Raw genomic sequence first — 21,631 nt, 5'->3', positions numbered from 1 at the left:
GCGGCTTTCTCTTTGCAGGGAAATGTCATCAATGAGCCCAGCGCAAGCGCCGGAGCGGATCGTTCAGGCTGTCTCCCCTTGCAACGGCATTTTTTCATCATATTTGTCCCATCGACGCATACACTTGTACAAAACGCGGCTTTGGGGTTCAGCCTGTTTCCGCCGCGACGTTTCTTCGGCTGCGGCCCGTTCAGCCTAATCGGAAAGGAGGAACAGGCGATTCCTCCCCGCTCCTTAAAGGAGGGGGATCCTCGCCGATATGAGATGAATAAGCAGAAGCGGCTCATTGCGCTCATTCTTGCACTCGCTGCGGGGATTATGGCATTTGTTCCAGAGCGGATGCGCGCTATGGATGGGGTGAGCGCAAAAAGCGCGATTTTGATAGAGCAGCATTCCGGGCGGGTTTTGTTTGCCAAGGATGCCTATACAAAACGGCGCATCGCCAGCATTACGAAAATTATGACCGCCATTTTGGCGATTGAATCGGGGAAGATGGACGACACGGTGACGGTCAGCGCCCGCGCTGTCCGGACCGAAGGGTCGTCAATTTACTTGCGCCAAGGGGAGAAAATCAAACTGCGCGATTTGGTATATGGCTGATGCTTCGTTCCGGCAACGACGCGGCGGTGGCCATCGCTGAACATGTCGGCGGCAGCGTCGAAGGATTTGTTTTTTTAATGAACCAAAAAGCGGCTGAAATCGGGATGCGTGATACCGAGTTTGCCAATCCGCACGGGTTGGATGACGCGGAAAACCACTACTCAACCGCGTACGATATGGCGCTGCTCATGCAATATGCGATGAAAAACAAAGAGTTTCGGCGCATCTCGGGGACGAAAGTGTACCGCGCCCCCGCTCCGCCCGGCGAAGACGGCGCGCGTGTGTGGCGAAATAAAAACAAGTTGTTGACAAGTCTTTACGAATATTGCACCGGCGGCAAAACCGGCTATACGAAACGGGCCCATCGCACGCTCGTGACGACGGCGTCCAAAGGCGGCGTCGATTTGATCGCCGTGACGTTGGATGCACCGGACGATTGGAATGATCATATCGCTATGTACGAATATGGATTTTCTCATTATCACATCGCCAAAGTGAGCAGCGAGCGGGTGGTCGACAAAATTTCTGATCCGTTTTACCGCGGGCGGCTGCAGGCGGTCCGCGATTTGCGATATCCGGTGACCGATAAAGAGGAGAGCGGGCTGCAGGTGAAAGTGTATTTGCTGAAGCCGCGCAAAGAATGGAAAAAATACCCAGAACGGGTGCCGACAGAGGTCGGAAAGGCGGTGCTTTATTTGCATCAAAAGGCGGTTGATTCGGTGCCGCTGCTGTATGAACCGGGAAAGGAAGGAAGCGGCCGAGGGTTTTTATGGCAAGCATTTCGCTTTTTAGGTGTGAGAAGCGATGGTTAACCTCATTTGGGTGATGATGGCGGTCATTGGCATCGTCTTTGCGGCGGCCAACGGCACGATGGACGAAGTGAACAAAGCGGTGTTTGAAAGCGCCAAAGAAGCGGTGACGATCAGCATCGGCATGGTCAGCATTTTAGTGTTTTGGCTCGGGCTGATGGCGATCGCGGAACGCGCCGGCTTGCTTGACAAAGCGGCGCGCCTGTTTATGCCGCTCGTACGCCGCTTGTTTCCAGAGGTGCCGCCCGGCCATCCCGCGCTCGGCTATATCGTCTCGAATATGGTCGCCAACATGTTCGGCCTTGGCAATGCGGCGACGCCGATGGGCATAAAGGCGATGGAGCAGCTAAAAAAGCTCAACGGCGGCCGCGACGAGGCGAGCCGGTCGATGGTGACATTTTTGGCCATGAACACATCAGGCATTACGCTCATTCCGGCGACCGTCATCTCGATCCGCATGACGTACGGTTCAGCGGCGCCTGGCGAGATCATTGGGACGACGATCGTCGCCTCGACGATTTCGACGATTGGGGCGGTATTGATTGACCGGTACTATTATTGGAAACGGATGCGGAAAGGCAGGAAGCCATAATGGCCATCGTCCAACTTCTTTCTGTTTGGCTGATCCCTGCGCTCATCGCTTTTATTTTGCTTTACGGTACAGCAAAGAAAGTGCCGACGTACGAAGCGTTTGTGGAAGGCGGCAAGGAAGGGATCGAGATCGCGTTTTCGCTCATCCCGTATTTGGTCGGCATGTTGGTGTCGGTCGCCATTTTCCGAGCCTCAGGGGCGCTTGATGCCATGATGGAAGTGATCAAACCGCTGGCTGATGCCATTGGACTGCCGGCCGAAGTCGTTCCGCTTGCGGCTCTCCGCACGCTTTCCGGCACGGCGGCGCTCGGCATGACGACCGATTTGATCGCTACTTACGGCCCGGATTCGTTCATCGGGCGCCTTGCTTCTACGATCCAAGGCAGTACGGAGACGACGCTTTACGTGCTCACCGTCTATTTTGGCGCCGTCGGCGTCAAAAAAATGGGCGATGCGTTAAAAGTCGGCATTTTGGCCGACATTCTCAGCTTTATTGTTTCTGTTTTCATCGTTTTGTTTGTATTCGGGCGCTAGCGGCGCCTTTTTTCGTTCCCGTCGTCCGGCGGGTTTTTTGTTTGCAAAGGGAACGGGAAAGGTGAAAAATAAAAGTGCCGCACTTGTATCTGTTAGACGGAAAGGGTAAGATGATGAAAGAGGTGAGAGAGAATGGAACGGTTGCAAAAAGTGATCGCCCGCGCCGGCATCGCGTCAAGGCGCAAGGCGGAAGAACTCATTTTGCAAGGGCGGGTGAAAGTGAACGGCCGCGTCGTCAAGGAGCTTGGCGTCAAGGTCGGGCCGCGCGATGATGTCGAAGTCGACGGCATCCCGATCGAGCGCGAAGAGCCGGTATATTATTTGCTGTACAAGCCGCGCGGGGTGATTTCCAGCGTCAAAGATGACAGAGGCCGCAAAGTGGTGACCGATTTTTTCAAAGATCTGGACAAACGCATTTATCCGATCGGGCGGCTTGACTACGATACGTCTGGACTGCTTTTGTTGACGAATGACGGCGACTTTGCCAACCTGCTTATGCACCCGCGGTATGAAATTGAAAAAGTGTACATTGCCAAAGTGAAAGGCATTCCAACGCACGAGCAGCTGAAACGGCTCGAACAAGGAGTGCAGTTGGAAGATGGCATGACGGCGCCAGCCAAAGTGAAGCTGCTCTCCGCCGACCGAAAGAAGGGGACAGCCATTGTGGAAATCCGTATCCACGAAGGACGAAACCGGCAAGTGCGCCGCATGTTTGAGGCGATCGGCTGCGAGGTGCTGAAGCTGAAGCGGGAGCGGTACGCGTTTCTCGATTTGAAAGGGCTGCGCCCCGGCGAATACCGCGAGCTGACACCGCATGAGGTGAAGTTGCTGCGCGTCCTTGCCCAATCCGGGGGAAGAAAATGACGAAGATTGTCACATAACGTTCATATCCTTGCGCATAAACGAGCGAGGGACTTTGCTATAATGGAAAATGGGAGATTGTGAACCGCTTGCCTCCCCCTCTAGCGTTGGCTGTGGGGAGGAGAAACGTAAAGGGGTTTGAACGATGAAAAAACAACAGCGCTTAGTGATGAGGACAGCGATTTTGCTCGTGTTGCTCGCGGCGATCGGCTATACGATTTACACGAATTTTTTCACGGAGAAAACGGCTGTCGCTGTTGGTTCGACGGCGCCTGATTTTGTGCTGACCGATTTGAAAGGGCATGAACATCGTCTTTCAGACTATCGCGGCAAAGGCGTTTTTTTGAACTTTTGGGGAACGTGGTGCAAGCCGTGCGAGCGGGAGATGCCGTATATGAACGAGCTGTACCCGATTTACAAAAAACAAGGGGTTGAAATTTTGGCTGTCAATGTCGGTGAACCGAAGTTGAGCGTTGAAAAATTCGCGGAACGGTTCGGCCTGACATTTCCGATTGTGATCGACCGTCAAGATCAAGTATTGAACGCCTATAACGTCGGGCCGCTGCCGACAACGTTTTTGATTGACAAAAACGGCGAAGTAAAACAAATCATTACCGGAACGATGACGAAAGAAGACATCGAACGGCATCTAGAAAGCATCAAACCGTAAGGAGTTTTGCGCCATGGAACACGTCAAATGCGAATGCGGCCATGTCAATCCGCACGGCACGGCGTTTTGTGAGTCGTGCGGCAAGCCGCTTGCCGATTTGGGAGAAAAACTGATTTTGGACATGCGCTACGAAGGAAGCGCCCGCCGGTCGCAAACGTACAAAAAAACGATGATCGACCAAATTTGGGCGTTTTTCTCGTCGGTCAAAGTCGGAGTGGCGCTCATCGTCATTACGCTCATTGCTTCGGCGATCGGCACGATTTTCCCTCAGCAAATGTATATTCCGCCGAACGTCGATCCGGCGGAGTATTATAAGCAGCAGTACGGTTGGGCAGGGAAGCTGTATTATGAGCTCGGCTTTAACAACTTGTACGGCTCATGGTGGTACATTTTGCTCATCGCCTTAATCGGCGTTTCGCTTGTCATTTGCAGCTTGGACCGGGTCGTTCCGCTTTATCGCGCCTTGAAGCGGCAAGGGGTGAAGCGCCATCCGCGCTTTTTAGAGCGGCAGCGGTTGTTTGGCGTCTCGCATGTGAGCGATCTCGACAAGACGATGGCTGTGTTGAAAGAACGGCTGGCTGCGCGGCGCTACCATGTCCGCGAGGAAGACGGGCATTTGCTCGCTGAAAAAGGGCGGTTTTCCCGCTGGGGGCCGTACGTCAATCATATCGGCCTCATCATTTTCTTGATCGGGGCGATGCTTCGTTCCGTTCCCGGCATGTACATCGATCGGGTGATGTGGATTCCGGAAGGGGAGACGAAAGAAATTCCTGGGACGAACGGCCGCTACTTTTTAAAGAGTGAAAAATTTATTTTTGAAACATATGAGAAAGGCAAAGACAACGAAGTGTTCAACGCTGCCATCGACCGCGTCGGCAACGGGATGATCGCCAAAAACTATCAAACAAACGTCGTGTTGTATAAGCGTGTCGGTCCTGTGATCCCCGGCGCCAAGCCGAAGCTTGAAAAAGTGAAGGAGTATCCGATTCGCGTCAACGAGCCGCTGGAGTTCGACCATTATGCGCTCTACCAAGTCGATTTCCGCTTGAATGAGCCGAAAGCGATGTCATTTCAGTTGGCGGACAAGCAGTCGGGGGAAACGTTCGGCACGGTGACGGTCGACTTGTATGATCCGAAAGAGTCGTACAATCTCGGACATGGGTATCGCGTTGAGCTATTAAGCTATTTTCCTGATTTTGAGTTTGATGAAGACGGCAATCCGTCAACGAAGTCGCGCGTGCCGAACAATCCGGCGTTCGTGTTCAAAATGTACGCGCCGGACCGGCCGAAAGGGGAAGTGAGTTTCGTCGCCATCCGGCAAACGATCGAACCGTTTGGCAACAACAAATACAAAATGGCGTTCGCAGGGCTTCAAACCCGCAATGTCTCCGGTTTGACCGTCCGCCGCGACTTTACGCTTTGGATTTTAGGGGTAGGCGGCGCGATTTTCATGATTGGGCTCATCCAAGGGATGTATTGGAACCACCGCCGCATTTGGGTGCAGCGGGTAAACGGCGAGCTATGGATCGCCGCGCACACGAATAAAAACTGGTTCGGCTTGAAAAACGAGCTGCGCCGTTTGCTTGACGGCACCGGCGTCATGATGCCGGCTGATCAGCTCGAAAACGACAAAAAAGCCGGACAAGGGGGACAAGTCCATGGACATGGCACAGCTTAGCAGCACGTTGCTCTATATCGCGTTCGTTCTATATTTAATCGGCACGTTCTTTTTTGGCGGCGCCATTCGCGACAAGCGAAAAGAACGGCAAGAGAAGGACCGTTGGTCGCAGCTCGGCATCTCCGTGACGATCATCGGCTTTCTCGCCCAAGTCGGCTATTTTGTGACGCGCTGGATCGCCGCCGGGCACGCGCCCGTGAGCAACTTGTTCGAGTTTACGACCTTTTTCGGCATGATGCTGGTTGCTGCTTTCATTATTATTTATTTCATTTACCGGCTGAGTGTGCTCGGCTTGTTTGCGCTGCCGGTCGCGTTGCTTGTGATTGCTTACGCAAGCATGTTTCCGCGGGAAATTTCGCCGCTCATTCCCGCCTTGCAAAGCGATTGGCTGCACATCCATGTGACGACGGCGGCGGCTGGTGAAGCGATTTTGGCCATCAGCTTTGTCGCTGGGCTCATCTATTTGATTCGCGTCGTCGATCAATCGAAGCCGTCGAAACGGACGTTTTGGCTCGAAGTGGTCATGTTTTGCTTAATTACGACGCTCGGCTTTGTCATCGTTTCGACAGCGTTCGGTCTTTCTGGGTATGAAGCGAAGTTCACGTGGGTCGACAAAAACAAGCAGACGGTTGAGGTCATCTACGATATGCCGGCGCTCGTTGGGCCGCACAAAGGGGAGCTTATGAAAGAAAGCGCCGGCCGCATGGAGCCGCTTGTTGAGATGCCGGCGATCATCAATGCAAGAAAGCTCAATACGGTCATCTGGTCGCTCATAGCCGGAACGGCGCTGTACATCATGCTTCGGCTTCTCTTGCGCAAGCGCGTTGCCGCCGCACTCAAGCCGCTCGTGAAGAACGTTAACTTGGATCTGACCGATGAGATCAGCTATCGGGCGGTGGCGATCGGCTTTCCGGTGTTTACGCTCGGGGCGCTCATTTTCGCGATGATTTGGGCGCAAATTGCCTGGACGCGCTTTTGGGGCTGGGACCCGAAGGAAGTGTGGGCGCTTATCACTTGGCTGTTTTACGCTGCCTTTTTGCACCTTCGTTTGTCAAAAGGCTGGCATGGTGAAAAGTCGGCATGGCTCGCCGTCATCGGCTTTGCCATTATTATGTTTAACTTAGTGGCGGTCAACCTCGTCATTGCGGGATTGCACTCGTACGCCGGAACATAATGGAAAACAACCGGATGCTCTGTTGGCGAGCATCCGGTTTTTCGGTAAACTAGAAAATAGGGAGTGTTTCCATTGATGATGGGAGGGTGCAAAGCATTGGAAAAACAAGAAAAAACCATCCGTATTTTAGTGGTTGACGATGAAGAGCGCATCCGGCGGCTCTTGAAAATGTATTTGGAGCGGGAAAACTATGTGATCGATGAGGCCGGCGACGGCAATGAAGCGTTGGAGAAGGCGTTGACGAATGATTATGACGTCATTTTGCTCGATCTGATGCTGCCGGGCAAAGATGGAATTGAGGTGTGCAAAGAAATCCGCGAGCAAAAAACGACGCCGATCATCATGTTGACGGCAAAAGGCGAAGAATCCAACCGCGTGCAAGGGTTTGAAGTCGGCACGGATGATTACATCGTCAAGCCGTTCAGTCCGCGCGAAGTCGTGCTGCGCGTAAAAGCGCTGTTGCGCCGCGCGGCGAACGCCGCCTACGCGCCGGTGGAGACGACGGCGAAAGACGTGCTTGTGTTTCCGCATTTGACGATTGACAACGATGCCCACCGGGTGACGGTCGACGGCAAGGAAGTCAGCTTAACGCCGAAAGAATATGAGCTGCTTCTCTTTTTGGCCCGCTCGCCCGACAAAGTGTTCGACCGCGAACAGCTGTTGAAGGAAGTATGGCATTACGAATTTTTCGGCGACTTGCGCACGGTCGACACCCACATTAAACGGTTGCGCGAAAAGTTGAATAAAGCGTCGCCGCAGGCGGGAAAAATGATCGTCACCGTCTGGGGCGTCGGCTACAAGTTTGAGGCAGTGAACGACTGATGTGGCTGTTTCGCAGCGTCGTCGGCAAGCTATGGTTTACGATTTTGTTGCTCGTTTCGTGCGTGCTGTTTATTTTAAGCATTTTGCTTATTAAATTTTTGGAAGATTATTATGTGCAGGAAGCGGAAAACGACTTGACCCGCCTGGCGACAAAAGTGGCTGAGGTGATGCACGATTACCGCGACGAGCAGCTTGCCCGCTCGATCGCTTGGACGCTTGTGGACAATCGAACGAAAGCCGTCATCGTCGCCGATGAGTCGCACTATTGGTATTCGCCTGGCGATGCTGGGTTGGACAATATGCCGCTGTCGTCGATTCGCCAAGATCGGGACTTGCGGCGTGTGCTGACAGATGGGAAAACGGTGAAAAAGCGTTTGTATATGCCACAGCGGCATCCAAAAGAAAAGCTGCCCCGTGATATGATCATTGTCGGCGTGCCGATGTCGATGCCGGATGGCAGCCGAGGAGCTGTGTTTATCTATCAGTCGCTCGAGGCGATCGCCGATGCAACGGAGCATACGAAAGAGCTCATTTTTCTTGCCGCCTTTATCGCCATTATTATGACGACGTTTTTTGCCTTTTTCTTGTCGACGCGCATCACCGCTCCGCTCCGGAAAATGCGGCAAGCCGCGTTCGAAATGGCGCGGGGCCATTTCGATATGAAAGTGCCGATTTTAACGAACGATGAGATCGGTGGGCTGGCGATGGCGTTCAACCAAATGGGACGGCGTCTGCAGTTTAACATCAACGCCTTAAACCAGGAAAAAGAACAGCTCGCCAGCATTTTAAGCAGCATGGCCGATGGCGTCATCACGTTTAACCGCGACGGGGAAATCTTGATTACGAACCCGCCGGCTGAGCGGTTTTTGCAGGCGTGGTATTTTGAGCAAGGGAACGACGTCGAGGCCATGGCCCCGCTGCCGCCGCAAGTGAAAGAGCTGTTCGCCCGCGTCGTTCGCGAGGAGAAGGAGCAATCGACCGAAGTGACGCTGCAGGGGCGGACGTGGGTCATTTTAATGACGCCGCTGTACGGCAAAACGATGGTGCGCGGCGCGGTGGCTGTTTTGCGCGACATGACCGAAGAGCGGCGGCTTGACAAGCTGCGCAAAGACTTTATCGCCAACGTTTCGCACGAATTGCGCACGCCGATTGCCATGCTCCAAGGCTACAGCGAGGCCATCATCGACGATATCGCGGCGAGCGAAGAAGAGAAGAAAGAGATGGCGAAAGTCATTTACGACGAGTCGCTGCGCATGGGCCGCCTTGTTAACGATTTGCTTGACTTGGCGCGCATGGAAGCTGGCCATATCGAGCTAGAGTACGAACAAGTCAAGCTTGTTCCTTACATCGAGCGGGTGATCCGCAAGTTTTACGGGCTGGCGAAAGAAAAGCAGATTGAGCTGACAGCCGAGTTTCGCGATCGGGACATCGAAATCGCTCTCGATCCGGATCGGATCGAACAGGTGCTGACGAACTTAATTGACAACGCCATCCGCCATACGGAATCGGGCGGCACAGTTCGCCTCATCATCGAACCAAGCGGCGACGGCGTGACGATCCATGTCCAAGACTCTGGTTCCGGCATTCCTGAAGAGGATTTGCCGTTTGTGTTTGAACGGTTTTACAAAGCCGATAAAGCGCGCACGCGCGGCCGTTCCGGCACCGGGTTAGGCCTTGCCATCGCCAAAAACATCGTCGAAGCGCATAAAGGGCTCATTACCGTTCACAGCAAACTGAACGAAGGAACGACGTTTTCGTTTTATTTGCCGGCCCGCGGACCGAAAGGAGCGTAGCGCCGTTTGGAAGAACGGGGAAGCCACGGCTTCCCTGCTTCTTTCATGCTGAAGCGAACTGGTTGACGGATTTGTTTTAGTGGTATAGACAACTAGAATATATAATGTTATAATGAGAGACAGAAAGTGGGGAATCGCGATGAAGCGGTGGATATTGAAAAATGCCGCGGTGTATGCAGAAACAGGAAACATTGAACAAGGGTATGTGCTGATCGAAGGGGAAAAAGTGGCCGCGATCGGGCCGATGTCGTCGTGCCCAACTGATGCAGGGGCGGAAGTGATCGAGCTTTCCTCACGGTTTTCCATCGTGCCGGGATTCATCGATGTCCATATTCATGGGGCGGCTGGGGCGGATGTCATGGATGCGACCCCGGAGGCGCTTTACAAGATGGCCAACGCCTTGCCGGCGGAAGGGACGACAAGTTTCCTGGCGACGACGATGACAGCGCCAAGCGAACAAATCGAAGCCGCGCTTCGCAACGTCGCTCGCTATATGGCGGAGGCGAACAGGCCGGGAGCCGCCGAAGTGCTCGGTGTTCATCTGGAAGGACCGTTTTTGTCGCTGAAGCGCGCCGGAGCGCAGCACCCGCGCCATCTCGCCGATCCGGACATCTCACTGTTCCAGCACTGGCAAAAGGCGGCGGGCGGCCATATCCGCCTTGTCACGCTTGCCCCAGAGCGGAACGGGGGGCTGGAACTTGCCTCCTACTTGAAACAGACCGGTGTGATCGCTTCGATCGGCCATTCCGATGCCGTTTACGACGAAGTAAAAGCGGCGGTCCATGCAGGGGTGGCGCATGCGACCCACCTGTTCAATGGGATGCGCGGCATCCATCACCGTGAACCGGGTGTCGCCGGTGCGGTGCTTATGTTTGAAGAAGTGATGTGCGAGCTGATCGCCGACGGGTTGCACGTTGCGCCGCCGATGGTCCGCTTCGCTTACCGGAATAAAGGAAGCGATGGGCTTATCTTAATCACCGACGCCATGCGGGCGAAATGTCTCGGCGATGGGAAGTATGATCTCGGCGGCCAAGAGGTGGAAGTCTGCGGCGGGGAGGCGCGGCTTGCCGACGGCACGCTGGCGGGAAGCGTGCTCAAGCTTGGCGAGGCCATCCGCCGTGTGCTCGATTATACTGGCTGCACGCTTGAAGAGGTGATCCGCATGGCGAGCTGGAATCCGGCGAAACAGCTTGGCTTGCTTGATCGGAAAGGCAGCTTGCGGCCCGGCAAAGACGCCGATGTCGTCGTTTTGAATGAACGATATGAAGTCATGATGACGTTTTGCCGCGGCGTTCTTGCTTATCGCAAACCGGATGAAAGGAGGAAGAGCGATGGCCATGAAGCTTTTGAAAGCTGCTGACTACGCAGAGATGAGCCGTCAGGCGGCGGACATCATCATCAAACAAGTCAAGGAAAAGCCGAACGCTGTTCTCGGCTTGGCGACCGGCTCGACCGTGCTCGGTGTGTACCGCGAATTGGCCGCCGATCATCGGCAGCATGGGACATCGTATCGGCTTGTGCGCACGGTCAATTTGGATGAATACGTCGGCCTTGGTCCGGATCATCCGAACAGCTATCGCCATTATATGAATGAGCATTTGTTTTCAAAGCTTGACATCCCGCTTCACGAGACGCATGTGCCGAACGGCTTGGCTGCTGATCTTGACGAAGAATGCCGCCGTTACGAGCGGCTCATCGATGAATTGGGCGGCATCGATTTGCAGCTCTTGGGCATCGGCCGCAACGGCCATATCGGGTTCAACGAGCCTGGGACGCCGTTTTCGACAGCCACCCACGTCGTCGAGCTGACCGAGCTGACACGGGAAGCGAACGCCCGCTTTTTCCCATCGCTTGATGACGTGCCGCGCTATGCCATTACGATGGGGATTGCGACCATTTTGCGCAGCCGCCGCATCGTGCTGTTGGCGTCAGGGGAGGAAAAAGCGGAGGCCATGGCCCGGCTTCTCGAAGGCGTTGTCACACCGGACTTGCCGGCTTCAGCGCTTCACCTTCATCCGGACGTGACGATCATCGCCGACTGCGAGGCGCTCTCGCTCATCCCAAAGGAAAAGCAGTGGGTGGATGCGCCGTGATCGATAAACAGTCGCCGATTCCGATTTACTATCAGCTCGAGCAATATATAAAAGAAAAGATTGAAAAAGGAGAATGGCAGCCGGGCGAGATAATCCCGTCTGAGCGCGAGTTGGCGGAAATGTATGACATCAGCCGAATGACCGTTCGGCAGGCGGTCAACAATTTAGTGAACGATGGCTATCTCATCCGCCGGCGCGGGAAGGGGACGTTTGTCGCCGCCCAAAAAATCGAGCAGCCGCTGAAAGGGCTGACGAGCTTTTCCGAAGATATGCGGGCGCGTGGCCTGGAGCCGGGCACGATCGTCCTCAGCTTTGAGATGGTTCCGGCTTCCGAGAAGCTCGCTGAAGGACTTGGCGTCACGGAAGGCGATGACCTTTACGAAGTCCGCCGCCTTCGGTTGGCCGACGGCTTGCCGATGGCGTTGGAGACGCTGTACATTCCTGTCCATCTTGTTCCCGGGCTGACGCGTGATGTTGTAAGCGGTTCCGTCTATGAATTTATCGAAAAAGAAAAAGGGATGATCATCGGCTCCGCTGTTCAAACATTGGAAGCATCGGTCGCCCGCAAGGTGGAGGCGGAGCATCTGAAGATGAAAGAAGGGGCTCCGGTGCTGTTGCTTGAGCGCCGCACGCACCTTGTCGACGGTCGGCCGCTTGAAGTCGTCAAATCGGTGTACCGCGGCGACCGGTACAAATTTATGATTGAGATGAAAAGGGGAGGATCATGATGTTAGGGTTTTTGCAGCGGCTAGGAAAAGCGTTAATGCTGCCGATTGCCGTATTGCCGGCGGCGGGATTGCTGCTTCGGCTTGGCCAGCCTGATTTATTGAATATTCCGTTTATCGCCGCCGCGGGCGATGCGGTATTTTCCAACTTAGCGCTCATTTTCGCCATCGGCGTGGCCATCGGTTTTTCGAAAGACGGCAACGGCGCGGCGGCGCTTGCTGGGGCGATCGGCTACTTTGTCTTGACAAAAGGGGCCGCCGCGATTGATAAGGACATCAATATGTCCGTATTAGGCGGCATCATCTCCGGAGTGATCGCCGGGCTTTTATACAATCGCTATCATGATATCAAGTTGCCCGACTGGCTCGGCTTCTTCGGCGGACGGCGGTTTGTGCCGATCGTGACATCGCTTGTCATGCTCGTGCTTGCCTTGATTTTTGGCTATGTATGGCCGCCGATTCAAGATGGCATCAACGCGGTCGGCCATTGGATCGTTGGCGCCGGGGCGGTTGGCGTCGGCATTTTCGGGTTCCTCAACCGGTTGCTCATTCCAGTCGGATTGCACCATGTGTTAAAACAATCGATTCAAGCGTCAGAAGGCAGGGTGATCGTCGCGGAAGTCATCGGGGAATTTGCGCCGCTGTATCCGGCGGTCACCAACGCCGAACTGGCCGCGGCGTTTGGGGCGGATTTGCCGACGATGAAACATTTTTTCGATCGCGACGTATTACAGAATGAGGGTACGGCGCCTTGTTAAGGCAAAACGCCGTTCATCCGCCAATAGGTGGGCGCCGATAAAACGTGGAAGGAGCCGGAGGAACATGAGCATGTTTGGAAAAGTCGCCGCCGATGTGCTTGGGCTAAGCGACATCGGCTCGGTTATTCAGCCGAAAGACTACGACAAAGTGGATGCCGATGATTATGTGATGCACGAGGATGGAGAAAAAATCTATTTTCTCATCAAGTCGAAATCCGATGAATATTGCTTCACAAACCGCGCGCTCATTCATCTGGACGGCACGAGCGCCGCGAGCAAAAAACGGACGCTGCGCCGCTACGATTACTATAAGCATCCGATTTCCGACGTGTCGCTCGAAACAGCCGGGACGGTCGATTTGGATGCGGAAATCAAATTTAAAATCGGCCCGCACGCATACTCGATCGATGTGCATAAAAAGCATATCGAGGAACTGAAAGACTTGTATAAATCGCTGCTGGCGATCGCGGACATTTGCCATGAAAACGAAACGAAGTTCAACTATGCGGAGCGGAGTTTGGAACTGGCGGCCAAGGTGTTTGCCAACATGCGCGGCGACGGCGCCAATGTGTCGGCGGATTTTCAGGCCGTGAATGAATACGCTTTTCGCTGGCTGACGGAAGCGAAAAAGAACTATACGGTCAAAGATTTTGGTTTTGTGTTTGACAAATATATTCAACAGTGACGAGTGGAGCCGGCAGTCAGAAAGGCGTCTTGCATAAAGGCGGGGCGCCTTTTCCTATGGCGGTTAGGCGGACGCTTGGCTGGGAACGCTGGTTTGGAGAGCTGGCTGCCAGTTTTCTATAAAAATAGTTGTCAAACGGCAAACGCTGTTTTAATATAAAAATGTCCATATCCCATAACTGAATCCATTTGCAGCAAGGTGCCGAAACGGCTTAATAGGGAATCCGGTGGGAATCCGGAGCTGTCCCCGCAACTGTCAATGCGGACGAAATGAAATCGCCACTGTACGGACAGATGGCTTGCGCTGTTTTCCGTACGGGAAGGCTTCAGAGTAGGATGAAGCATGAGCCAGTAGACCTGCCTTGCTTGCCGCAGTTTCCGAATCTTCGGGGGGTGAGACGCGGAAACAGTCGTACAGGGCATTGTTGTGCCCATTGGCGGTCTGTTTCGCGCTCATTCCCAGATTTAGGCGGAATGGGCGTTTTTTATTGTACATACATCACTGAAGGGGGAATGACGGATGAAACGTTGGACATGGCCGGCGGTGGTGGCGGTGTTCTTCCTTTTGGCCGCCGTGCTCGTCGGCTGTGGCGGGGCGAATGGCAGCACCGAGCCTGCGAAAAAAGACGAGCCGAAAACGGAACAAGCGGCGTTTCCAGTGACAGTGAAAGACGGGCTTGGCGAGGATGTCACGATCAAAGCGGAACCGAAAAAAATCGTCTCGCTCATCCCGAGCAATACGGAAATCGCCTATGCGTTGGGGTTGGGCGATAAGATCGTCGGCGTCAGCGATTTTGACAATTATCCGGAAGACGTCAAAACGAAAACGAAAATCGGCGGCATGGAGTTTAATGTCGAGAAAATCATTTCGCTCAAACCGGATCTCGTCTTGGCCCACGCGTCAAGCGCCCATAACTCGCGCGATGGCCTCAAGCAATTGAAAGACGCCGGCATTACCGTGCTTGTCGTCAATGACGCGAAGTCGTTCGACGATGTATATGCGTCCATCGACTTGATCGGCAAAGCGACCGGGACGACAGACAAAGCGAAGCAAGTGATTGATGAGATGAAAGAGAAGCTTGCGAAAATCAAAGAAAAAGCGAAACAAATCCCGGCGGACAAACAGGCCAATGTCTGGATTGAAGTGTCGCCGCCGCCGCAGCTGTATACGGCCGGCAAAGGGACGTTTATGGATGAGATGCTTCAAGTGATTTCAGCGAAAAACGTCGCCGGCAGCTTGGAAGGCTGGCCGATGGTGACGGAAGAAAAAGCCGTGGCCTATAAGCCGGATGTCATCATCACGACATACGGCGGAGCGAAGCAAGTGTTGGCGCGCGCCGCTTGGAAAGACGTGCCGGCGGTGAAAAACAAGCGGGTGTATGACGTCAACACCGACTTAGTAAGCCGACCGGGTCCGCGCCTTGTCGAAGGGGTCGAGGAACTTGCCAAAGCCATTTACCCGGATGTGTTCAAGTAAAATGTGGATGTATATATTGGCCGTCACCGCGGCCGTGTTATCGTTGCTCGTAGGGATATCGACAGGATCGCTGTCGATTCCCTTTTCTTCTATTGTCCGCATTTTGGCGGCTGAATGGTTCGGAGCGGCGCTGCCTCGCCACATTCCGGCTGATTGGGTGCCGATCGTGATGGCGATCCGCTTGCCGCGCGTCGTGCTTGCGTTTTTGGTCGGGGCGTCATTGGCGCTGGCCGGGTCCGCGTTTCAAGGGCTGTTAAAAAATGCGCTCGCCGATCCGTACACGCTCGGTGTCTCGTCCGGCGCGTCGGTCGGGGCGGTGCTCGTCATCTTTCTCGGCTGGCAATGGCCGTTCTTTGGCACGTTTACGCTGCCGGTCGTGAGCATCTTGTTTGGCATGGCGACGCTTGCCGCCGTTTTGGCGTTCACTCGCGCTGTGGAGCGGCGCATGTCGGTTGAGACGATCATTTTAGCCGGCATTATCTTCGGCGCGTTTTTCAGCGCGTTCATTTCGCTCATGATCGCGTTGACCGGGGAAGAATTGCGGCAAATCATCTCATGGCTGATGGGGAGCGTGGCGATGCGCGGCTGGAAATACAGCGGGCTGTTGCTGCCGTTTTTTCTCGTTGGGGCCGCAGTGCTCATCGCCAACAGCCGCGAGTTGAACGCGTTTGCCTTTGGCGAGGAGGCGGCGCTTCATGTCGGCGTTGATGTTACGCGCCGAAAAGTCATCATTTTGACGGCAGCGGCGCTGCTCACCGGCGCGGCGGTGTCGGTGTCAGGGACGATCGGCTTTGTCGGGCTTGTCGTTCCGCATATGGTTCGGCTTGTGTGCGGGCCGAACTACCGGGTGCTGTTGCCGCTGTCGCTCTTGTACGGCGGTGCGTTTCTTGTGCTTGCCGATGTGGCGGCGCGGACGATCATCGAACCGCGCGAACTGCCGATCGGCGTCATCACCGCGCTGATCGGCGCCCCGCTATTTGCCGTCTTGTTTTTCCGAAAAATGAAGCGAAAGATGGGATGATGATGCTCGAGGTGCGGGCCGTATCGCATCGGTATGGACCAAAGCAAGTGCTTGATCGTGTGACGTTTGCCGTGGAAAAAGGCGAAATATTCGGCATCTTAGGGCCGAATGGCAGCGGGAAAACGACTTTGATCAAACTCATCAGCAAAGAGCTGCCGCTGGCAAGCGGGGAGATCGTCATCGATGGCCGAAAGCTCTCGGCGCTGTCTGCGAAGCAATGGGCGCGGATGGCCGCCGTCTTGCCGCAGACAGCGGAGGCGGCGCCCGGCTATACGGTGAGGGAAACGGTGGCGCTCGGCCGCTATCCTCATCAGCGCGGCTTCTTTCCGACGTGGACGGAGGACGATGAAGCCGCCCTCCGAGACGCGCTTGCGGCCGTCGGCCTGACGGGGAAAATCGATGAACCGCTCGAACGATTGAGCGGCGGCGAGCGGCAGCGCGCCTATTTGGCCCGCGCACTCGCCCAAGAGCCCAAGCTGCTCTTGCTCGATGAGCCGACGAACCATATGGATGTGAGCGGCCAAGTCCGGCTTTTGGACCGGCTCGCCGAAGCGGCGCACGCCCGCGGCTTGACGGTCGTCGCCGTTTTCCACGATATGAATGCGGCGAGCTTGTATTGCGATCGGGTGCTCGTGCTGAACAAAGGGAAAATAGCCGCGCTCGGCGCCCCTGCGGATGTCATGACGCCGGCGTTGCTTGAGGAAGTGTTTGCCGCGCCGATTGTGCGTCTGGCCCATCCGGCGTCGGCAACGCCGATGTTTTCGTTCATGCCGAACAAGAAGCAAGGGGAATCGCCGGTCGGCGGGCTGCGGCTTTCCTTTCTTGATGACGCCGCTGTGCTTACTGCGGCCGCGCCGCTTCGCGTCCTGTCCTCGGCATTGATCGGCGCCGGATTTCAATGGGCGACCCATTTTGTCAACCGCCAAGTCGGGTTGGATTACGATTGCAGTGATGCGGAAGGAGACATGCGCCGCTATTTGGAGCAGCACGGGTTTCCGCCGGAACGAACGGTCGGCATGATGACGGCGGTTGATGTCCGGGATGCTGTTTGGCTTCAGAAAGAAGGGGAAGCGTTTTCGGTTGCGGTCATGGCGACCGCTGGCGTCGGCAATGCCGTCGATGCCGCTCGGGCGTGGCAGCATCAGCCGCTAGCGGCAAGACCGGGGACGATCAACATGGTGGTGGTCATTGACGGAGTGCTGACGGAAGCAGCGTTTGTCCAGGCGGTGATGACAGCGACAGAAGCGAAGGCAAAAGCGCTCGCCGACTGTTCGGTTTGCGACCCGGAAACCGGGACGCTTGCCACCGGTACGTCGACCGATTCGCTCGCTGTGGCGGCGACGCAAACCGGGCAGGTCTTTGCCTATGCCGGAACGGCGACGGAGCTTGGCCGGGCGCTCGGCCGGCTTGTGTATGAGGCAACAGTTGAGGCGCTTGGCCGCTGGGAGAAGCGGAGGAAACGGCGATGACCCATTTGGCCGCATTGACGTTGGCGCTGTTTCTCGATGCCCTCGTGGGCGATCCGCGCTGGCTGCCGCATCCGGTGCGCGGGATGGGAATGATGATTGCGTGGCTTGATCGCCGCTGGAATCAAGGAACAAAGCGGCGGACGAAAGGGGCGGCGGCCGTGGCGGTCGTGTTGGCCGCTGTTTACGGGATATCGGCGTTCATCGTTTATGTGGGCTACGCGCTGTCCGTATACGTAGGGGTGGCGATCGAGGCGGCCCTCATTTTCACCGCCATTGCGACGAAAAGCCTCGCTGAGGCGGCTGAGGATGTGCGCCGGCCGCTGGAAGCAGGCGATCTTCCTGCGGCGCGCCGCGCGCTGTCCATGATCGTCGGCCGCGACACCGAGCGGCTCGATGAAGCCGGCATCACCCGCGCCTGCGTGGAGACGGTGGCGGAAAACACGAGCGACGGCATCACCGCTCCGCTCTTTTATGCGGCCTTGGGCGGTGCGCCGCTCGCGTTATTGTACCGGGCGGTGAACACGTGTGATTCCATGATTGGCTACAAAAATGAGAAGTATCGCGAATTTGGCTGGGCGGCCGCGCGGCTGGACGATGCGCTCAACTACATTCCAGCGCGGCTGACGGCGCTTGTGATGGTGTTGGTCTTTGGCGGCCGCCGCTTTCGTTTGGCGCTGTCGATCTTATTTCGCGATGCCCGCCGCCACCCAAGCCCGAACAGCGGCTGGCTTGAGGCGGCGATGGCCGGGCTGCTTGGGGTGCAGCTCGGCGGAACGAATACATACGGCGGCGTGGTCTCGAGGAGGCCGACGCTCGGTGACCCGGCCGCCCCGCTTCGCGCCGCCCACATTCGCCAAGCGGTCCGCATCATGATTGGAACGGTGCTAGTGTTTACATTATTGCTATGGATTGGGGGGATAATCGTTGCGTTGGCCGGCGCATGGGGCGAATCCGCGCGCGTTGTATGAGCAATGCGGATTGGCCCCTCCAGACGAATACATTGATTTCAGCGTCAATACGAATCCGTACCGGCTGCCGCCGTCAGCTTGGCCGAGCGGTGAGGAGTGGATTCGCTGGGCCGGTGAGTATCCGGATTCGGAAGCGAAGGCGCTCAGGGAGCTCGTTGCCAAGCAGGAGCAGATTCGACCCGGACAAGTGCTGATGACGAACGGGGCAGCGGAGGCGATTTATTTGTTGGCCGCGCTATTTGCCGGTCGGCGCGTCGGCATCTTGGAGCCGACGTTTTCCGAGTATCGGCGCGCCTGTCTCGCTTATGGATGCGATGTGGAGGGATTCGCGGCCGATGAAGCGCGGGGCTTTTCTTATGACTTGGATGAAGCGACTGCCTGGGCAGGCAAGCAAGACATTATCTTTTTATGCCATCCGAACAATCCGACGGGGACGGTGATGGAGGAGGGTGAATTGAGATCACTGGTGGACGCGGCGCACACGGCTGGCACCTATGTAATCATCGATGAAGCATTTTATCCGTTTTGGCGCGGCGGGTTTACGGCGATGCGCTGGTTGGGACGCTATCCGCGCCTCATTGTGCTTCGATCGTTGACGAAAATCCATCACCTGGCCGGCGCGCGCCTTGGTTATGTCGCTGCTGACGAGGCGGTGATCGCTTCGCTGAAAACGCATCAGCCGCCATGGAGCACAAACGGCATCGCCCAACAATTGGCGCTTCGTTTCATGGCGATGGAATCGTTTGTCAAGTGGACGAAAGAACGGATCGCCGCCGAGCGGGAGCGGGTGTTTCGGTCGCTGCCTGCCGGGCGGTATGACGTCTCGCCATCGGTCGTGAACTTTTATTTGTTGCGTCCGTGTTCAGGACGGACAGAGGAGCTGTTTTTTCATTTGTTGAAGGAAGGGATTGTGCCGCGCCATACGATGAATTTCCCGGGGCTTGACGGCCGCTACATCCGGCTCGCCGTCAAAACGCAGGTGGAGAATGACCGGCTGCTTGAGGCGCTTGAGAGGTGGGATGGATGATCGTGTTTGTGAGCGGCGCGGTGCGCAGCGGCAAAAGTGAAGCGGCAGAGGTGTGCGCCATCCGGCTGGCCGCTGGCGAGACGCTTCATTATGTTGCCACCGCCCGGGCTGCCGATGCGGAAATGAAAGAGCGCATTCGCCGCCATCAAGAGCGACGCATGAGGATGGCGGCGTCTTGGGTGGTGTGGGAAGCGCCTGATCAGTTGTTGGCGGCGCTTCGTCCGTCTGATGTTGTCCTTCTCGACTGCTTGACTATGTGGTGGGCGAATGTGTTATTTGCCGGAGATGAATGGAAAACAGAGGAAGGAGCGTTCGCCGCTGCCCGTTGCTTGCTCGACCAAGTGCAGATGTGGGCGGCGGTGTGCCGCGCTGTTGTCATTGTGTCCAATGAGTTGTTTTCTGGCGGCGTGCCGGATGACCTCGGCACGTTCCGCTACATGAAAACGCTCGGCTGGCTTCATCAACAGTTGGTCGCGGAAGCAGAAGCCGCCGCTATGGTGGAATGCGGTCTTCTTCGTGTGAAGAAAGGACAGTGGCCGCAATGAAGCGGGCATGGAATGGCTGGCTGCTGGCGCTGCAGCTGTTTACGATCATTCCGGTCCGGCGTTCGATTGAATGGAATGCCCCACATGTCCGCTGGCTTGTGCGCACCATGCCGTTGGCTGGAGCGCTGCTCGGGGCGCTGGCTGCCTTGGTGTACGGCGTCTGTGCGGCGCTTTCGTTCGGCCCGCCTTCTTTTTTGGCTCTCCTTCTTCTTTGGATTGGCATTTGGCTTGCCGGCGGGCTGCACGCCGACGGCTTTATGGATGTGAGTGACGCCTTTTTTTCGTACCGGGACGCCAAGCGGCGGCAAGAGATCATGTCCGATTCGCGCGTCGGCGCGTTCGCCGTGTTGTCGCTCGTTTGTTTGTTATCGTTCCGCTGGCTGTTTTTGCATGAAGCGATCAAAGCGGGCATTTCCCCTGCCCTGTTTATTGCCATTCCACTGCTGTCAAGAGCTGGGGCTGTCTGGCTTCTTTCCGCCGGCAAGCTGGCGAAGCCGACAGGAATGGCGTCAGCGCTTCGCGAATATAGTTCATGGCGCGATGCAGCATGGGCGCTGGGATTGACATGCCTTGTGCTTTTGCTTCTTCCGGCGGCGGGCGTTCCGCTGGCGGTGGTTGCAGTGCTGGCCGCGGTGATGGCGCTTTGTTCCCTCGCGGCAAAGCCGTGGGCGGAAAAGCAGTTTGGCGGCGTGAGCGGCGATGTGCTCGGGGCGTTCATCGAAGGGGGAGAGACGGTGCTATGGGGCGTCATTTGGCTGTTACACTCATCCGCCATGGGATGACGGAACAAAACAGACGCCGAGCGTATATCGGCTGGACGGACGCACCGCTTTCGCCTGAGGAGCATCGCCGGCTGCGCGGCTTGCGGATCGAGTGGCCATGTCCGGTTGATTGTCTCGTGGCAAGCGATCTGCGCCGCTGCCAAGAAACGGCCGCCTTGCTGTTTGACGGCCGCAGGGCGGATTGGTGTACGAGCCGTTGGCGCGAACTTCACTTTGGCGCTTGGGAAGGAAAAACGTTTGCCGAGCTGGAAGCGGAGCCCGCCTACCGCCAATGGCTTGCGTCGCCGTTTTCCGCGGCGCCGCCCGGCGGGGAGCGTTATGCCGACTTCCGAGCGCGCATCGAACAAGCGCTGGCGGAGACGATTGCGTTCGCTGGGCGGATGGGCGCCCGCCATGTGGCGATCGTCACCCACAGCGGCCCGATCCGTTTCGTGCTTGAACAATATGCGCCGGACGTTCGCCCGTTTTGGGAATGGGAGGCGCCGTTTGCCGGCGGGTATACGCTGGAATCGACGATCGAGCGCTGGAAAGGGGGAGAACGGTGCATTTC

Annotated in this window: 20 protein-coding genes, 2 pseudogenes and 1 riboswitch; all 22 genes and pseudogenes read left to right on the top strand. The window is 56.2% G+C overall.

Features of this window, described 5'->3' with window-relative positions:
• The first annotated feature begins 264 nt into the window (after window positions 1–264).
• Window positions 265–1,412, top strand: a pseudogene (locus tag I656_RS0115235) (D-alanyl-D-alanine carboxypeptidase family protein).
• Complete coding sequence (locus I656_RS09950; RefSeq protein WP_012820700.1) at window positions 1,405–2,001, top strand: nucleoside recognition domain-containing protein; 597 nt, start codon at window positions 1,405–1,407, stop codon at window positions 1,999–2,001. The pseudogene I656_RS0115235 and the gene I656_RS09950 overlap by 8 nt, the downstream one beginning before the upstream one ends.
• Window positions 2,001–2,534 carry a spore maturation protein gene (locus I656_RS09955; RefSeq protein ID WP_011231766.1) on the top strand — a complete coding sequence of 178 codons (534 nt, stop codon included), beginning with the start codon at window positions 2,001–2,003 and terminating at the stop codon, window positions 2,532–2,534. The genes I656_RS09950 and I656_RS09955 overlap by 1 nt, the downstream gene beginning before the upstream one ends.
• 132 nt (window positions 2,535–2,666) lie before the next feature.
• On the top strand, window positions 2,667–3,398 hold the full coding sequence (locus tag I656_RS09960) for a pseudouridine synthase (protein WP_011231765.1): 732 nt from the start codon (window positions 2,667–2,669) through the stop codon (window positions 3,396–3,398).
• 142 nt (window positions 3,399–3,540) lie between these two features.
• A complete protein-coding gene (gene resA / locus I656_RS09965; RefSeq protein WP_011231764.1) occupies window positions 3,541–4,065 on the top strand; it encodes a thiol-disulfide oxidoreductase ResA in 525 nt (174 codons plus the stop codon).
• Between the two features lie 13 nt (window positions 4,066–4,078).
• Entirely contained in the window at window positions 4,079–5,743 is a 1,665-nt protein-coding gene (locus I656_RS09970; protein ID WP_020754616.1) for a cytochrome c biogenesis protein ResB, read from the top strand.
• Entirely contained in the window at window positions 5,730–6,917 is a 1,188-nt protein-coding gene (gene ccsB / locus I656_RS09975) for a c-type cytochrome biogenesis protein CcsB (RefSeq protein ID WP_033005273.1), read from the top strand. The genes I656_RS09970 and ccsB overlap by 14 nt, the downstream gene beginning before the upstream one ends.
• Window positions 6,918–6,992: 75 nt before the next feature.
• A complete protein-coding gene (locus I656_RS09980; RefSeq protein ID WP_031408559.1) occupies window positions 6,993–7,739 on the top strand; it encodes a response regulator transcription factor in 747 nt (248 codons plus the stop codon).
• On the top strand, window positions 7,739–9,532 hold the full coding sequence (locus I656_RS09985; protein ID WP_020754613.1) for an ATP-binding protein: 1,794 nt from the start codon (window positions 7,739–7,741) through the stop codon (window positions 9,530–9,532). The genes I656_RS09980 and I656_RS09985 overlap by 1 nt, the downstream gene beginning before the upstream one ends.
• Before the next feature lie 139 nt (window positions 9,533–9,671).
• Complete coding sequence (gene nagA, locus I656_RS09990; protein WP_033005249.1) at window positions 9,672–10,892, top strand: N-acetylglucosamine-6-phosphate deacetylase; 1,221 nt, start codon at window positions 9,672–9,674, stop codon at window positions 10,890–10,892.
• Window positions 10,864–11,625 carry a glucosamine-6-phosphate deaminase gene (gene nagB / locus I656_RS09995; protein WP_081212528.1) on the top strand — a complete coding sequence of 254 codons (762 nt, stop codon included), beginning with the start codon at window positions 10,864–10,866 and terminating at the stop codon, window positions 11,623–11,625. The genes nagA and nagB overlap by 29 nt, the downstream gene beginning before the upstream one ends.
• Window positions 11,622–12,353: a GntR family transcriptional regulator gene (locus I656_RS10000; RefSeq protein ID WP_033005270.1), complete on the top strand. Its 732-nt coding sequence runs from the start codon at window positions 11,622–11,624 to the stop codon at window positions 12,351–12,353. Before nagB ends, I656_RS10000 begins: the two co-directional genes overlap by 4 nt.
• Window positions 12,353–12,937 (top strand): annotated as a pseudogene (locus tag I656_RS0115230) (PTS transporter subunit EIIC); the annotation flags it as partial. The gene I656_RS10000 and the pseudogene I656_RS0115230, both read left to right, overlap by 1 nt.
• A 241-nt stretch (window positions 12,938–13,178) precedes the next feature.
• Window positions 13,179–13,793: a PH domain-containing protein gene (locus I656_RS10005; RefSeq protein ID WP_033005264.1), complete on the top strand. Its 615-nt coding sequence runs from the start codon at window positions 13,179–13,181 to the stop codon at window positions 13,791–13,793.
• A 179-nt stretch (window positions 13,794–13,972) separates the two neighbouring features.
• A riboswitch (cobalamin riboswitch) is annotated at window positions 13,973–14,172 on the top strand.
• A gap of 140 nt (window positions 14,173–14,312) precedes the next feature.
• Window positions 14,313–15,269, top strand: a complete 957-nt coding sequence (locus I656_RS10010) for an ABC transporter substrate-binding protein (protein WP_020754606.1) — start codon at window positions 14,313–14,315, stop codon at window positions 15,267–15,269.
• Window positions 15,256–16,290, top strand: coding sequence for an iron ABC transporter permease (locus I656_RS10015; protein ID WP_190300170.1), 1,035 nt, complete (start codon window positions 15,256–15,258; stop codon window positions 16,288–16,290). Before I656_RS10010 ends, I656_RS10015 begins: the two co-directional genes overlap by 14 nt.
• Complete coding sequence (locus tag I656_RS10020; protein ID WP_020754604.1) at window positions 16,287–17,759, top strand: adenosylcobinamide amidohydrolase; 1,473 nt, start codon at window positions 16,287–16,289, stop codon at window positions 17,757–17,759. The genes I656_RS10015 and I656_RS10020 overlap by 4 nt, the downstream gene beginning before the upstream one ends.
• Complete coding sequence (gene cbiB, locus I656_RS10025) at window positions 17,756–18,727, top strand: adenosylcobinamide-phosphate synthase CbiB (RefSeq protein WP_020754603.1); 972 nt, start codon at window positions 17,756–17,758, stop codon at window positions 18,725–18,727. The genes I656_RS10020 and cbiB overlap by 4 nt, the downstream gene beginning before the upstream one ends.
• Window positions 18,684–19,754 (top strand): threonine-phosphate decarboxylase CobD, encoded by a 1,071-nt coding sequence (gene cobD / locus I656_RS10030; RefSeq protein WP_020754602.1) that lies wholly within the window; start codon window positions 18,684–18,686, stop codon window positions 19,752–19,754. Before cbiB ends, cobD begins: the two co-directional genes overlap by 44 nt.
• Complete coding sequence (locus tag I656_RS10035) at window positions 19,751–20,299, top strand: bifunctional adenosylcobinamide kinase/adenosylcobinamide-phosphate guanylyltransferase (protein ID WP_033005245.1); 549 nt, start codon at window positions 19,751–19,753, stop codon at window positions 20,297–20,299. Before cobD ends, I656_RS10035 begins: the two co-directional genes overlap by 4 nt.
• Window positions 20,296–21,081 (top strand): adenosylcobinamide-GDP ribazoletransferase, encoded by a 786-nt coding sequence (locus tag I656_RS10040; protein ID WP_033005242.1) that lies wholly within the window; start codon window positions 20,296–20,298, stop codon window positions 21,079–21,081. Before I656_RS10035 ends, I656_RS10040 begins: the two co-directional genes overlap by 4 nt.
• Window positions 21,039–21,631, top strand: a 593-nt coding sequence (locus tag I656_RS0115225; protein ID WP_033005262.1) for a histidine phosphatase family protein, incomplete at its 3' end; no start/stop codon positions are given. The genes I656_RS10040 and I656_RS0115225, both read left to right, overlap by 43 nt.

The sequence above is a fragment of the Geobacillus sp. WSUCF1 genome, from assembly GCF_000422025.1.
GTDB lineage: Bacteria > Bacillota > Bacilli > Bacillales > Anoxybacillaceae > Geobacillus > Geobacillus zalihae.
Note: the sequence above shows the minus strand (reverse complement) of the source record. Positions and strands in the feature narration are given on the sequence as shown.

Bases quoted from the DNA above. Each gene is read 5' to 3' on its own strand.
- I656_RS10010 (WP_020754606.1), top strand. From the start codon at position 14,313: ATGAAACGTTGGACATGGCCGGCGGTGGTGGCGGTGTTCTTCCTTTTG.
- ccsB (WP_033005273.1), top strand. From the start codon at position 5,730: ATGGCACAGCTTAGCAGCACGTTGCTCTATATCGCGTTCGTTCTATAT.
- I656_RS09980 (WP_031408559.1), top strand. From the start codon at position 6,993: ATGATGGGAGGGTGCAAAGCATTGGAAAAACAAGAAAAAACCATCCGT.
- I656_RS10020 (WP_020754604.1), top strand. From the start codon at position 16,287: ATGATGATGCTCGAGGTGCGGGCCGTATCGCATCGGTATGGACCAAAG.
- nagB (WP_081212528.1), top strand. From the start codon at position 10,864: ATGGCCATGAAGCTTTTGAAAGCTGCTGACTACGCAGAGATGAGCCGT.
- I656_RS10015 (WP_190300170.1), top strand. From the start codon at position 15,256: ATGTGTTCAAGTAAAATGTGGATGTATATATTGGCCGTCACCGCGGCC.
- I656_RS10040 (WP_033005242.1), top strand. From the start codon at position 20,296: ATGAAGCGGGCATGGAATGGCTGGCTGCTGGCGCTGCAGCTGTTTACG.
- nagA (WP_033005249.1), top strand. From the start codon at position 9,672: ATGAAGCGGTGGATATTGAAAAATGCCGCGGTGTATGCAGAAACAGGA.
- I656_RS10005 (WP_033005264.1), top strand. From the start codon at position 13,179: ATGTTTGGAAAAGTCGCCGCCGATGTGCTTGGGCTAAGCGACATCGGC.
- I656_RS09955 (WP_011231766.1), top strand. From the start codon at position 2,001: ATGGCCATCGTCCAACTTCTTTCTGTTTGGCTGATCCCTGCGCTCATC.
- cbiB (WP_020754603.1), top strand. From the start codon at position 17,756: ATGACCCATTTGGCCGCATTGACGTTGGCGCTGTTTCTCGATGCCCTC.
- I656_RS09950 (WP_012820700.1), top strand. From the start codon at position 1,405: ATGGTTAACCTCATTTGGGTGATGATGGCGGTCATTGGCATCGTCTTT.
- resA (WP_011231764.1), top strand. From the start codon at position 3,541: ATGAAAAAACAACAGCGCTTAGTGATGAGGACAGCGATTTTGCTCGTG.
- I656_RS09985 (WP_020754613.1), top strand. From the start codon at position 7,739: ATGTGGCTGTTTCGCAGCGTCGTCGGCAAGCTATGGTTTACGATTTTG.
- I656_RS10035 (WP_033005245.1), top strand. From the start codon at position 19,751: ATGATCGTGTTTGTGAGCGGCGCGGTGCGCAGCGGCAAAAGTGAAGCG.
- I656_RS09970 (WP_020754616.1), top strand. From the start codon at position 4,079: ATGGAACACGTCAAATGCGAATGCGGCCATGTCAATCCGCACGGCACG.
- I656_RS09960 (WP_011231765.1), top strand. From the start codon at position 2,667: ATGGAACGGTTGCAAAAAGTGATCGCCCGCGCCGGCATCGCGTCAAGG.